The sequence below is a fragment of the Rothia sp. HMSC069C10 genome (genome assembly GCF_001812205.1).
GTDB lineage: Bacteria > Actinomycetota > Actinomycetes > Actinomycetales > Micrococcaceae > Rothia > Rothia mucilaginosa.
The window spans coordinates 260,865-274,030 of the sequence record NZ_KV808305.1 but is presented as its reverse complement, the minus strand read 5'-3'; the positions used below and the strand labels follow the sequence as shown (position 1 = coordinate 274,030).

At 60.3% G+C, this 13,166-nt stretch carries 12 protein-coding genes; 9 read left to right on the top strand and 3 right to left on the bottom strand.

Annotated elements, in window-relative coordinates; translation table 11 throughout:
• The first annotated feature begins 195 nt into the window (after positions 1-195).
• Both glyA and HMPREF2842_RS08385 read left to right on the top strand, forming a co-directional pair.
• A complete protein-coding gene (gene glyA, locus HMPREF2842_RS08390; protein WP_049346827.1) occupies positions 196-1,470 on the top strand; it encodes a serine hydroxymethyltransferase in 1,275 nt (424 codons plus the stop codon).
• Positions 1,471-1,675: 205 nt separating this feature from the next.
• Positions 1,676-2,554, top strand: a complete 879-nt coding sequence (locus HMPREF2842_RS08385) for a bifunctional methylenetetrahydrofolate dehydrogenase/methenyltetrahydrofolate cyclohydrolase (protein WP_005508973.1) — start codon at positions 1,676-1,678, stop codon at positions 2,552-2,554.
• A 104-nt stretch (positions 2,555-2,658) separates the two neighbouring features.
• Here the strand turns inward: HMPREF2842_RS08385 and HMPREF2842_RS08380 are convergent, their stop codons facing one another.
• Complete coding sequence (locus tag HMPREF2842_RS08380) at positions 2,659-3,492, bottom strand: GntR family transcriptional regulator (RefSeq protein ID WP_049352140.1); 834 nt, start codon at positions 3,490-3,492, stop codon at positions 2,659-2,661.
• An 80-nt stretch (positions 3,493-3,572) separates the two neighbouring features.
• On the opposite strand from HMPREF2842_RS08380, the gene HMPREF2842_RS08375 reads away from it, so the two are divergent.
• The 3 genes from HMPREF2842_RS08375 (at position 3,573) to HMPREF2842_RS08365 (ending at position 6,229) form a co-directional block, all read left to right on the top strand.
• Positions 3,573-4,448 (top strand): exodeoxyribonuclease III, encoded by an 876-nt coding sequence (locus HMPREF2842_RS08375; protein WP_005506814.1) that lies wholly within the window; start codon positions 3,573-3,575, stop codon positions 4,446-4,448.
• Positions 4,449-4,534: 86 nt separating this feature from the next.
• Positions 4,535-5,599, top strand: coding sequence for a tryptophan--tRNA ligase (gene trpS, locus HMPREF2842_RS08370; RefSeq protein WP_070644192.1), 1,065 nt, complete (start codon positions 4,535-4,537; stop codon positions 5,597-5,599).
• 51 nt (positions 5,600-5,650) lie between these two features.
• Complete coding sequence (locus HMPREF2842_RS08365) at positions 5,651-6,229, top strand: 2'-5' RNA ligase family protein (protein WP_070644189.1); 579 nt, start codon at positions 5,651-5,653, stop codon at positions 6,227-6,229.
• A 104-nt stretch (positions 6,230-6,333) separates the two neighbouring features.
• Here the strand turns inward: HMPREF2842_RS08365 and HMPREF2842_RS08360 are convergent, their stop codons facing one another.
• Positions 6,334-7,737 carry a hypothetical protein gene (locus HMPREF2842_RS08360; protein ID WP_070644187.1) on the bottom strand — a complete coding sequence of 468 codons (1,404 nt, stop codon included), beginning with the start codon at positions 7,735-7,737 and terminating at the stop codon, positions 6,334-6,336.
• Positions 7,738-8,033: 296 nt separating this feature from the next.
• The gene (locus HMPREF2842_RS08355; RefSeq protein WP_012904083.1) at positions 8,034-9,143 is read right to left on the bottom strand and encodes a mannose-1-phosphate guanylyltransferase; all 1,110 of its coding nucleotides are present in this window, start codon (positions 9,141-9,143) and stop codon (positions 8,034-8,036) included.
• Between the two features lie 348 nt (positions 9,144-9,491).
• On the opposite strand from HMPREF2842_RS08355, the gene sdhC reads away from it, so the two are divergent.
• The 4 genes from sdhC to HMPREF2842_RS08335 are packed head-to-tail and all read left to right on the top strand — an operon-like array spanning position 9,492 to position 13,044.
• Positions 9,492-9,950 carry a succinate dehydrogenase, cytochrome b556 subunit gene (sdhC, locus tag HMPREF2842_RS08350; RefSeq protein ID WP_005506819.1) on the top strand — a complete coding sequence of 153 codons (459 nt, stop codon included), beginning with the start codon at positions 9,492-9,494 and terminating at the stop codon, positions 9,948-9,950.
• A 3-nt stretch (positions 9,951-9,953) separates the two neighbouring features.
• Entirely contained in the window at positions 9,954-10,439 is a 486-nt protein-coding gene (locus HMPREF2842_RS08345; RefSeq protein ID WP_005506820.1) for a succinate dehydrogenase hydrophobic membrane anchor subunit, read from the top strand.
• Between the two features lie 51 nt (positions 10,440-10,490).
• Positions 10,491-12,254, top strand: a complete 1,764-nt coding sequence (sdhA, locus tag HMPREF2842_RS08340) for a succinate dehydrogenase flavoprotein subunit (protein ID WP_070542594.1) — start codon at positions 10,491-10,493, stop codon at positions 12,252-12,254.
• Between the two features lies 1 nt (position 12,255).
• Positions 12,256-13,044 (top strand): succinate dehydrogenase iron-sulfur subunit, encoded by a 789-nt coding sequence (locus tag HMPREF2842_RS08335; protein WP_005508960.1) that lies wholly within the window; start codon positions 12,256-12,258, stop codon positions 13,042-13,044.
• Positions 13,045-13,166: the final 122 nt, after the last annotated feature.

Here is a 13,166-nt window from a genome sequence, read left to right as displayed (position 1 = left end):
TATGCCCTGCGGTGGCGGTGTAAAACTTCATCGTGATGCTTTGTAAAGCCTGTTTTCCTTCTCGAAGGAAAGCGGGCTTTACGGTATTATGAGGTGTAGCTCATATTTTTTCATTCAGGGTTTTCAGCCGCAGACACTGCCGCAGCCCCGATGATGAGCGACCGAAGATAATGCAAAAACACTCCCAGGAGCGTAATGTCCGAGCAGAAGATCCTCGAGATGCCCCTCGCCGACCTTGACCCCGAAGTTGCAGAAGCCATTGAGCTGGAGCGCAAGCGCCAGCAGAACACCCTCGAGATGATTGCATCCGAGAACTTCGTCCCCCGTGCCGTCCTCGAAAGCCAGGGCTCGGTACTGACCAACAAGTACGCTGAGGGTTACCCCGGCCGCCGCTACTACGGCGGCTGCGAATTTGTCGACATCGTTGAGTCCCTCGCTATTTCCCGTGTGAAGGAACTCTTCGGCGCTGAGCACGCCAACGTTCAGCCGCACTCCGGTGCGCAGGCGAACAACGCCGTCATGCATGCACTGCTGAACCCCGGTGACACCATCATGGGTCTGTCCCTGGCACACGGTGGCCACCTGACCCACGGCATGAAGCTGAACGTCTCCGGCAAGCTGTACAACGTTGTGGCGTACAGCGTGGACGAGTCTGGCCGCGTTGACATGGAGCAGGTGCGTGAACTGGCTCTTGCCGAGCGCCCCAAGCTGATTATTGCCGGCTGGTCCGCGTACCCCCGTCAGTTGGACTTCGCTGCGTTCCGCGCGATTGCTGACGAAATCGGCGCGTACCTGTGGGTGGACATGGCCCACTTCGCGGGCCTGGTGGCTGCAGGTCTGCACCCGAACCCCGTCCCGCACGCACACGTGGTTTCCTCCACCGTGCACAAGACTCTGGGCGGTCCCCGCTCCGGCTTCATCCTCTGCACCGAGGAGCTGAAGAAGAAGATTGACTCCGCTGTGTTCCCCGGTCAGCAGGGCGGTCCGCTCATGCACGTGATCGCTGCGAAGGCTACCGCGTTCAAGGTCGCCGCATCTGACGCGTTCAAGGACCGCCAGAAGCGCACCGTTGAGGGCGCACAGATCCTGGCGAACCGCCTGCTGCAGCAGGATGTGAAGGACGCCGGCGTTTCCATCGCATCCGGCGGTACTGACGTTCACCTGGTGCTTGTTGACCTGCGCAACCACGCCCTCAACGGCAAGGAAGCAGAAGACCTGCTGCACGATGCCGGTATTACTGTCAACCGTAACGCTGTGCCGAACGACCCCCGCCCGCCGATGGTGACCTCCGGTCTGCGTATCGGTACCCCTGCTCTGGCGACCCGCGGCTTCGACGCCGAGGGCTTCACCGAGGTTGCCGACATTATCGCTTCCGTACTGCTGCCGAACCCGGACATCGCTGCGCTGCGTGCCCGCGTTGAGGCACTGTGCGCCAAGTACCCCCTCTACCAGGGCAGCGAGAACTGGTAGACCCATGAATGACCCCGTTCGCTCAACATTCCCTGTGGGTGCTGAGCGGGCGGGGTTATTTCGCCCTCTTACTTTTTACCGCCCTGCCCGCTACACCCGTTCAGGGACGTAGCGGGGGAGTGGTACCTCTAGGGGCACACCCTAGAACCCAACACACAGACCGTCCGTTTCGGCGAACCCGCCGCAATCTATGGAAGGAAAAACAATGCCCCAGATTCTAGACGGTAACGCAACCGCCGCAGCCATCAAGGAAGAGCTGAAGGAGCGCGTCGAGGCGCTCAAGGCTAAGGGTATTACCCCCGGCCTGGGTACCGTGCTGGTCGGTGACGACCCCGCATCCCGCTCGTACGTGGGCGCTAAGCACCGCGACTGCGCAGAGATCGGTATTAACTCCATCCGTGTGGACCTGCCCGGTGACATCACTCAGGAAGAGCTCGACGCAGAGATCGACAAGCTGAACAACGACCCGGCGTGCACCAGCTACATTGTGCAGTTGCCCCTGCCCAAGCACCTGGACACCAACCGCGTGCTGGAGCGCATCGCCCCCGAGAAGGACGCTGACGGCCTGCACCCGACCAACCTCGGCAAGCTCGTGCTGAACGTTTCTGAGCCGCTGGATTCCCCGCTGCCCTGCACCCCCAACGGTGTCATTGAGCTGGTGAAGCGCCACGGCATCGACTGGAACGGCAAGAACGTTGTGGTGCTCGGCCGCGGCATTACCGTGGGCCGCCCGCTGGGTCTGCTGCTGACCCGCCGCGAGGTGAACGCGACCGCAACCCTGGCGCACACCGGTACCGAGAACCTGGACGAGGTACTGCGCGAGGCTGACGTCATTGTTGCCGCTGTGGGTGTTCCGCACGTGCTGAAGGCTCACCAGGTCAAGGACGGCGCAATCCTGCTGGACGTTGGTGTTTCCCGTGCTGAGGACCCGGAGACCGGCAAGAAGAAGCTATTCGGCGACGTCTCCCCGGAGGCTGCGCAGAAGGCGTCCTGGGTTTCCCCGAACCCCGGCGGTGTGGGCCCGATGACCCGCGCGGAGCTGCTGGTGAACGTGGTTGAGACTGCGGAGCGTCAGGCGGCGTAAGGCTCGCAACATTTCAGGGCTGATAACTCAAAAGGGCGGTGCCCCGGTAGAACAATCTACCGGGGCACCGCCCTTCACACTGTCATCACAAGAAAAGGCAGATGCTAGAGAATCATCTCGTAGAAGTAGGCATCGGCAAGGTACAGGGTCTCTGCGTACTCTACGGGGCTACCTTCTTCGGTGTAGCCGGTCGCGCAGACCTTGAACGCCGCCTCGCCCACGGGAACCTGGTGGTTGAACGCCTCGGCGTCGGCGTCGGTGAAGAGCGCCGCGCTGGTGCGTACGCGGGCGTGCTTAATCGCGTTGGGGGTGTCGGCAAGCTGGTCTAGCGAGCTCATCGCACCGGACATCTCCGCCATCATGGCGTCCAGGATGCTGCTTGCGGCGGCCTTGACAAAGTAGGAACGCTCAAAGCCGATGACTTCGTGGTTGGCAAGACGCAGACGACGCACGAACAGCACCTGCTCACCCACCGGCACGGATAGGTGGGTGGAGATCTCTTCGGTGGCGTCCACCCAGCGGGTCGCAATCATGCGGGTGGACCCCTCAAAACCGCGGCGGCGCATATCGTCAACGAAGGTGTCCACGCGCGGAATGTAGGTGGCGTCGGTGCGCTCGGCAACGTAGGTGCCGGAGCCCTGCACGTTGTAGAGCAGGCCGCGTTCAATCAGAACCTTCAGGGCGCTACGAACCGTCTGGCGGCTCACCCCAAAGTTCTGCTGAATCATGCGTTCGGTGGGCAGCTTATCGCCGGGCTTGCCGGGAATAATGTAGCGCTGCTCAATGTAGTGGATGACCTGCTCGTACTTCGGGCCGGGAATCGGGGGTAGCTCGTAGCGGCTCTCAGCGTTGTGAGCGGTACTTTCGGATGCGGTGGTGCCCGCAGAATGTGAGGGGGCACCGTGGTCGGTGGTATGTGAGGAGTGTGAATTCATCACCCAATAGTTTACCGTTCAGCCAGAGAAAAAACGCGCACGAGTGAAAATTTCTCTTCCCTCAAACTGGCATAATTAAGACTATGCATTTTTCTAACACCCCTGCACCGCGCCCGAGCGGTCTGCTTCGCGTGGCGAGCGTGAATGTGAACGGTATCCGCGCCGCCTATAAGAAGGATATGGCGGCGTGGTTGGCGAGCCGTGACATCGACATTCTCTGCCTGCAGGAGGTGCGCGCCCCCGACGCTATCGTGCGTGAGCTGCTGGACGAATCCCAGTGGCATATTCTGCACGCGGAGGCGGCAGCGAAGGGCCGCGCCGGTGTGCTGGTGGCGACCCGACGCACCCCGAACTCAGCCGGTGAAGTCCTGGAGAACCAGCCGGTAGCGACCCGCTCGAATATTGGCGAAGAGTACTTTGACGATTCGGGCCGCTGGGTTGAGGCGGACTACGTTCTGCCCAACGGTAAGACCCTGACCGTGGTCAGCGCCTACGTTCACTCCGGCGAGGTCGGCACCCAGAAGCAGGACGATAAGTACCGCTTCCTGGAGCGCATGCTGGTGCGCATGCCTGAACTGGCAAAGCACTCGGACCACGTGCTCATCGTGGGCGATTTGAACGTGGGCCACACCGAGCTGGACATTAAGAACTGGAAGGCTAACCAGAAGCGTGCCGGCTTCCTGCCGGAGGAACGCGCCTACTTTGACCGCTTCTTCGGCGATATCGGCTACCGCGATGTGGCTCGTGAGCTGGCGGGTCAGGTGCCCGGCCCCTACACCTGGTGGTCTTACCGCGGCAAGGCGTTCGATAATGACGCAGGCTGGCGTATCGACTACCACATGGCGACCCCGGCGCTCGCCGAAAGCGCCGTGGAAGCGGTCGTGGACCGCGCGGCAAGCTACGACGAGCGTTTCAGCGATCACGCGCCGCTCGTGGTTGACTACCGCATCGGTGAGTAAGACGCGGACCCACCTACAGATAAGTTTTTGAAGATGTGCTGCACCGTCCGCAGCACCGCACAGGAAGAACTGCACAGGAAATAACTATGGCAGACGAAAAGAAGCAGGATAAGTCCCTCATCCCTAACGCCTCTCAGCAGAAGGCACGTATCTACTCGGGTGCGCAGCCGTCGGCTGATTCGATGCACCTGGGTAACTACATTGGTGCTGTGAACAACTGGGTGGCGTTGCAGGACGACCCGAATAACGAATGTCTGTTCTTTATCCCGGATATGCACGCCATCACCGTTCCTCAGAACCCCGAGGAGCTGCGTGAGCGTACCCGCCTGACCGCGGCGCAGTATATCGCCTCCGGCATTGACCCGACCCGCACCCCGCTGTTCGTGCAGTCGCACGTGCCCGAGCACGCCCAGCTGGCGTGGGTTCTGAACTGCTTCACCGGCTTCGGCGAGGCCTCCCGTATGACCCAGTTCAAGGACAAGTCCCAGAAGCAGGGCGCCGAGAACGCCTCCGTGGGCCTGTTCACCTACCCGATTCTGATGGCTGCCGACATCCTGCTCTACCAGGTGGACGGCGTGCCCGTGGGCGAGGATCAGCGTCAGCACCTGGAGCTGACCCGTAACCTGGCTCAGCGCTTCAACTCCCGTTTCGGTGAGACCTTTGTGGTGCCCGATCCGGTGATTCTGAAGGAAACCGCTAAGATTTACGACCTGCAGGACCCGACCTCGAAGATGTCCAAGTCTGCAGCCACCGACAAGGGCCTGATTAAGCTTCTGGACACCCCCAAGACAACCCAGAAGAAGATTAAGTCCGCCGTGACCGATGACGGCTCCGTCATCGCCTACGACCGCGAGGCTAAGCCCGGCGTCTCCAACCTGCTCTCCATCTACTCGGCAATGACCGGCGAGAGCATCGACGAGATCGTGGCACGCTACGAGGGCAAGATGTACGGCCACCTGAAGGTCGACCTTGCCGATATTGTGGTGGAGCGCCTCACCCCGGTGCGTGAGCGTACCCTCGAGCTGATGGACGACCCCGCCGAGCTGGACCGCCTGCTGGCTGTGGGCGCATCCGCTGCCCGCGAGATCGCTACCGTCACCATTGAGAACGTGTACAAGAAGGTTGGCTTCCTGCCTGCCGCCGCAATCTAGCGCGCTGTTCAGCCAGTCCGGCTGAGACGCCGCATTACCTGCACGATTGAGATGACAGCACAAGAGAACTCTTCGAGCCCCACGACGGCTCCTGTATCCCCGACCCTGAAACCCGGTCGCCGCTACCTGAGCGTTATTGCGCACGTGAGCGGTGAGAATGTTCAGCGCCTGGAAGAGTGGAAGCGCGCGGTAGCCGGTGGTGCGGTGGCGCCTATCAGCACCCACGTGACCGTGTACCTGACGGAGCTGAACGAGTCTCTAATGGCTGAGGTGCACTCCCCGCAGCTCCGCGAGGCGCTGGACACGCCGCGTTTTGAGGCGCGCTGGGGTTCGGTACACTCCTTCCGCCCGGTCACCGAGGTGGAGTACCTGAACCTGGAGGCGGGTAGGGCCGAGTTCGAGCAGATTCACCAGAAGCTGGTTGAGCTATTCGGTGCCGGCGCGGCGTCCTTCCCCTATGTGCCGCACGTGACCCTGGGTCACGGGCTCACGGAAGAGCAGGTGGCGAACGCCCGTGAGGTGTTTGATGCTCTGCCCGCCGAGCAGCGCACCTTCACCGTGGATCACCTACACTGCTACTCCTATGACGGGCAGGACTGGGAAGAGATGACGGTTCTGCCGTTGCGTTAGGAGCAGGCGTATCAACCTGGAAAACATAAAGAGAGATGCGACCGATAGGTTATCGGTCGCATCTCTCTTTATGCTTTCACTAGGTTTATCTCAGCGTGAGATCCCTAGTGGGAGTGGCCCTCGTGAGCCTCGCCAGACTCGTGCGCATCAGCGGAAGCCGAGGAGGAAGCAGCGCCGTGTGCCTCAGCCTCAACCGGTGCAGCGTTCGAGGAAGAGACACCCAGAATCTCGTTCGGGGTCTTCGGAAGCTCCACGCTCATCAGCTCCTTCGGCGCTGCCGGGTTCGACAGAGATACCGCAATGAGCTTCTTGGTCGCCGGGTCGGTCACGTAGGCGGTCTTACCGTCCACCCACAGTGCCGGACGCTCATCCTGCCACGTCTCAGACTCGGTCCACGCCTCCATTAGCTGTACGGATCCCAGCTCAGTGCCGGTTGCCGGATCGAAGACGCGCAGCTTACCGTCGGTGGTCAGCAGCAGCGCCTCACCCTGGGGACCGCGAGCCAGCGAACGGAAGGTGTAGCTCACGCCAGAAGGCAGGGAGTAGACGGTGCGAGTTGCCGCAACGGTGTCGATAATGGAGAACTTCTCGGGGCGCTCCAGCTTAGCGTCCTTGTCGGTCTTGTAGTCCGCCAGAACGTACTGGGAGTCAGCCTTGCCAGCCTGGTTACCCGAGCGCGAGTACGGGTCCTCGGGATTGGTGATCTTGGTGAACTTGCCGTCCTTGTAGATCAGCGCGCCGTCGGTGCAGCCGATGGAGAACGCGCCGTCCTTGGCGATGGCCTCACCGTGAACGCCGGGGCAGGCGGGGCTCTCGGTGACGGTCTTGCCCTGCGCATCCACAACAGCGGCGCCGGTGCGGGTCTTCGAGTCGCCGACCGCTACCAGGTACTGGTCGTTGGGCAGCGGGATTGCGAAGCCGTGGTGCGGCTGCGGCAGGGTGACGGTGGTGGTCTCCAGGGAGGAGGCGGTGCGCTTGTCGTGGGTCAGCTTCGCCGGGTCGTACACGGCGAAGGAGCCGGTGCCGTCAGCGAATGCCGCGACCTTGCCGTTGTCCTTGATGACGTGACCGGTGTGGTCAGCCGCCAGAGACAGCGAGGACAGCGACGGGGAAGTGGTGTAGTAGTGCGAGTGGTCGCCGTGCGCTACGGACCATACGCCGGTATCCAGGAAGGTGTAGCTGTTGCCGTCTGCAACGACGAGGTGGCGGTTATCGCCAGCGTCGGAGAGGCGCAGGAAGCCTTCCTTGGGGATATCTGCGAGCAGCTTCATGTCCTTGGCATCGTAAACGAGCACGCCACCGTCGTAGGTGATGGCGACGCGGCTTGCCGCGCCCTTGCCTTCGGTGATGGGGGCGGGGGTTGCGCTCGCGGAGGTGGAAGCGCTGGGGCTGGTCTGCGTGTTCTGGCTGGTCTGGGCGTTCTGGGCACCGCATGCGGTCAGGGCGAGGGTGGCTACTGCGCCGAGTGCGCCGGCGCGGGTGAGGAAGAACTTACGGGTCATGTGCATGCACCAAGATTAACATGAGAATGGTTCTCTATAGTGGTTGATCCTTGGCTTGTATCAGACTCTGGAAGTGTAGCCCACGCCGGGTGCGTAAGGCATTCAGACCCATGATCCAGCCGCAGGGGAGCATCCTTCCGTGCCCCCACTAGGTGAAAGCCTTGAATCGACTCGCGAAATGGCTCATCAGGGCATAAAAAACCGGCTCCCTTCCGAAAAGAAGAGAGCCGGTTTCTAGAGGTGTCTTTTGCTCGAGTAGGGTTCAAGCGCCTACTCGGAGCTAAACATTTAGGGCTAAAAACTTAGAGGAGGTTGTTCAGGCCTCGCGCCTTGACCTCACCCACTGCATCCTTGACAGCCTGTGCCTTGGAGCGCGGAGCGACCAACAGGGCGTCGGGGGTGTCCACCACAACGATATCGTCGAGGCCAAGGATAGAGATCTTGCGGTCGGTATTCGCGACAATAATGCCGGAACAACCGTGGTTGATAACGTTATCCTTCTCGCCGAGAATGGTCAGCTCTTCGCCGCTCTTCTCGGTGTTCAGGCGTGCCACAGCGTCGAAGTCTCCCACATCGTCCCAGCTGAAGGAACCGGGAACCATTGCAACGTCGCCCGCTGCCGCAGCGGGCTCAGCCACAGCGTAGTCGATAGCGGTCTTGGGCAGGGTCTCCCAGACGCGGTCCATAACAGCCTCACGCTCGGGGGTGTCCCAAGCGTTAGCAATTTCCATGATGCCCGCGTACAGCTCGGGCTCGTTCGCCTCGAGGTGCTTGAGCATCAGAGCCGCCGGTGCCACGAACATGCCTGCGTTCCAGGTGTACTCACCGGAGTCCAGGTACTTCTGTGCGGTAGCGGCATCGGGCTTCTCCACGAAGGTGTCCACAGCCTGAGCGTTGGGGGCGTCCTCAATACCCAGGGACTCGCTGGCGTGGATGTAGCCAAACGCGCTGGAGGGCTCGGTGGGGGTAATACCGATGGTGACAATCTTGCCGGTTGCCGCGGTGATGACAGCTTCGGTCACCACACGGTGGAATTCATCCACGGGGCTGATCACGTGGTCAGCTGCGAAGGAGCCAATGATGGCGTCCGGTTCGCGGCGGTGGATGATAGCGCAAGCCAGGCCGATAGCTGCAGCCGAATCCTTGGGGGAGGGCTCCAGTACCAGGTCAGCGGCACGCAGTTCAGGAATCTGCTGGGTGACCGCATTGGCGTGCGAAGTACCGGTAACCACCATGACGGAACCGTTGCTGAGATCGATGAGACGGTCGTAGGTGTCACGCAACAAGGAATTGCCCGACGAGGTGAGGTCGAGCAGGAACTTCGGGGCGTGCGCGCGGGATAGAGGCCACAAACGCGAGCCAACACCGCCGGCGGGAATAAGCGGGCGGAATCGAGTGAGTGCAGTATTCATCGCTTCAAGAATAGCGGGTCAATTTGTCATATATCGAATTCTTTTAGGGTTTAAACAAAAAGTGTCAGATGGCTCTCATTTAGGCGATGTTTGAGGTTAGGTTAAGGTAAGTCCCGCACAAACACAGGGAAGTAGGCGATATCGCAATAAAAACATGCTCTAATTCCCTTTTAGAACCTGTAAAAAAACCCTAAACAGGGTGTCAGTAAGCTGTGAATTTACCTGATATCTTGGAAGTAACAGACGAACAAAAAGCAGTCGGTGAGCACACAGCTGTGCCTGGAAGCTGGAGCCTAAAAATGCGGTACCAGAACCCAGACGCTCGCCGTCGCAGCAGGAGGTTATTCAGTGTTGAATGGTTCTAAAGGAACCCTCTACCGCGGCCGCTGGGGCATGTGGTCCTGGGTTGCTCATCGCATTACCGGTATCGCGATTTTCTTCTTCCTTCTTGTACACATCCTGGATACTGCCGTCGTGCGTATCTCCCCGGAGGCCTACAATGGCGTACTGAGCCTGTACAAGAACCCCATCATGGGTCTGGGTGAGACCGCGCTTGTCGCCGCCATCGTCTACCACGCGTTCAACGGTATTCGCATTATCCTCATTGACTTCTGGGGTAAGGCAACCAACTCGCACGTGGAGCACATCCAGGCGAAGAACAAGGACGGCAACGTCGAAATCAGCCAGAAGGCAACCTACACGCACATCAAGATTCTCTGGGTTGTGCTTTTCCTCTGGGCGATCACCGTTGCTGGCTTCGCCGCACGTCACCTGCCGATCGTTTTCTCGCACATGGGAGGTCACTAAACAATGGCTACTCCGCTCAAGCCCCGCACCTATGTACCCCGTCTGCGCGATAACCGCATCGACGGCGTAAAGTACAACCGTTCCTCCTCCAAGCGCAACAACTTTGAGATGTTCGCTTGGCTGGGTATGCGCCTGTCCGGCGTCGTACTCGTCGTGCTGATTTTCGGTCACCTGTTCTCCAACCTCATGGTCGGCGACGGCATCCACGCCATCGACTTCGGCTTCGTGGGCGGCAAGTGGGCGAACCCCTTCTGGCAGGTCTGGGATCTGCTGCTGCTCTGGCTGGCTATGCTGCACGGTGCAAACGGCATCCGCGTCATCATCGATGACTACGCTGAGAAGGACCGCCTGCGCGTTTGGCTGAAGGTTATCCTCTTCGCAGCATGCGCATTCGTCTTGCTGGTTGGTACCCTCACCATCTTCGCGTTCGACCCCTGCCCCTCCGGTGCAGCGGCTGAACTGCTCCCCAGCTTCTGCTCGGCACGCTAACGGCGACGTATCCGAGACAAACGAAAACATCTAAAACACAGAAAGAACATCATGCAGGTACATAAGTACGATGTAGTGATCGTCGGTGCCGGTGGCGCAGGTATGCGTGCCGCCATTGAGGCCGGCCAGCGAGTTCGCACCGCGGTACTGACCAAGCTATACCCCACCCGCTCCCACACCGGTGCGGCACAGGGTGGCATGTGCGCCGCTCTGGCTAACGTTGAAGAGGACAACTGGGAGTGGCACACCTTTGACACCGTCAAGGGTGGCGACTACCTGGTCGACCAGGACGCAGCAGAAATCATGGCTAAGGAAGCTATTGACGCTGTGCTCGACCTGGAAAAGATGGGTCTTCCCTTCAACCGAACCCCCGAAGGCCGCATTGACCAGCGCCGCTTCGGCGGTCACACCCGTGACCACGGTAAGGCTGCTGTGCGCCGCGCGTGCTACGCAGCTGACCGTACCGGCCACATGATTCTGCAGACCCTCTACCAGAACTGCGTTCGCCACAATGTGGAGTTCTACAACGAGTTCTACGTTCTCGACCTGATCCTGGTCAAGGACGAAGAGGGCAAGCCCCGCCCCGCAGGCGTCGTCTCCTACGACCTGGCAACCGGCGAGGTCCACGTCTTCCAGGCTAAGTCCGTGATTTTCGCATCCGGCGGTTGTGGCAAGATCTTCAAGACCACCTCCAACGCACACACCCTCACCGGTGACGGCATGGCTATCGCACTGCGTGCAGGCCTGCCCCTGGAGGACATGGAATTCGTTCAGTTCCACCCGACCGGCCTGGCTGGCCTGGGCATTCTCGTCACCGAGGGTGCTCGTGGTGAAGGCGGTATTCTCCGTAACGCTGACGGTGAGCGCTTCATGGAGCGCTACGCACCCACCATTAAGGACCTCGCACCCCGCGATATCGTGGCACGTGCAATGGCAAACGAGGTGCGCGAAGGCCGCGGCTGCGGTCCCCACAAGGACTACGTGCTGCTGGACCTGACCCACCTGGAGCCCTCGCACATCGACGAGAAGCTGCCGGACATCACCGAGTTCGCTCGTACCTACCTGGCAGTGGAACCGCACCACCAGCCCATCCCGGTGTTCCCCACCGCGCACTACGCAATGGGCGGTATCCCCACCAACAACGAGACCGAGGTCTACCACAACAGCGAAGAGACCATCCCCGGCCTCTACGCAGCTGGTGAGGTTGCTTGTGTGTCCGTCCACGGTGCAAACCGTCTGGGCACCAACTCCCTGCTGGACATCAACGTGTTCGGTAAGCGTGCAGGCCGCAAGGCAGCAGAGTACGCAGCATCCGCTGAGTTCGTACCGGTTCCGGACGACGCAGCAGATCGCGTTCTCAACATGCTCAACGGCATCCTCGAAGGCAAGGGCACCGAGAAGGTCGGCGCTATCCGCGCAGACCTGCAGAAGGCTATGGAAGCTGACATGCAGGTGTTCCGTACCGACGAGACCATCCGCGCAGCACTGGCAACCATCGCTGAATTGGAAGAGCGTTACAAGAACATCTCCATCCAGGACAAGGGCAAGCGCTTCAACCTCGACCTGCTTGAGGCTGTTGAGCTTGGCTTCCTGATTGAGCTGGCAAAGGTCATGTCCGTTGGCGCGCTGCACCGTAAGGAATCCCGTGGTGGTCACTACCGCGAGGACTTCCCCAAGCGTGACGATGTCAACTTCATGAAGCACTCGATGGTCTACCTCGACCCCGAATCCGAGTTTGAGGGTGTCAAGGGCCTGCGATTCGAAACCAAGCCCGTTGTCTACACCCGCTACGAGCCGAAGGAGCGTAAGTACTAAAATGGCTGAAAACGAACTCCCCGAACCGGAATCCGTCAAGCTGTTTGAGGGTATGACCGGCGGCGACTCCGACTCCATCCCCACGTACGATGTGGTCATCAAGATTCGTCGCTACAACCCGGAAGTTTCCTCCGAGGCGTACTGGGATGAATTCCCGCTGACCATGTACCGCACCGACCGCGTGCTGGATGCTCTGCACAAGATCAAGTGGGAAGTAGACGGCTCCGTCTCCTTCCGCCGCTCCTGCGCACACGGCATCTGCGGCTCGGACGCAATGCGCATCAACGGCCGTAACCGCCTGGCTTGCAAGACCCTGCTGAAGGACCTTGACCTGACCAAGCCGATTACCGTTGAGCCCATCAAGGGTCTGCCCTGCGAAAAGGACCTCATCGTTGACATGGAGCCCTTCTTCCAGGCATACCGCGAAATCATGCCGTTCTTCATCAACGATTCGAACGAGCCTGAGCGTGAGCGCCTGCAGACCATTGAGGACCGTGCACGTTTCGATGACACCACCAAGTGCATCCTCTGTGCAGCATGTACCTCGTCCTGCCCGGTCTTCTGGACCGACGGTCAGTACTTCGGCCCCTCCGCTATCGTGAACGCACACCGCTTCATCTTCGACTCGCGCGATGATGCAGGCGACCTGCGTCTGGAGATCCTCAACGACAAGGAAGGCGTATGGCGTTGCCGTACCACCTTCAACTGCACCGAGGCTTGCCCCCGTGGCATCCAGATCACCAAGGCTATTGCCGAGGTGAAGCAGGCAATCCTGAGCCGCTCGCTCTAATCTGAGTACGCGGTATCAGCTGATACAGCATTGACGATTCAAGCCGTCACCCACACCGGGTGGCGGCTTGAATCTTTTTAACAGAAAAGGACCGGCTTCAAATCGCGGGGCAGAGCATTGAA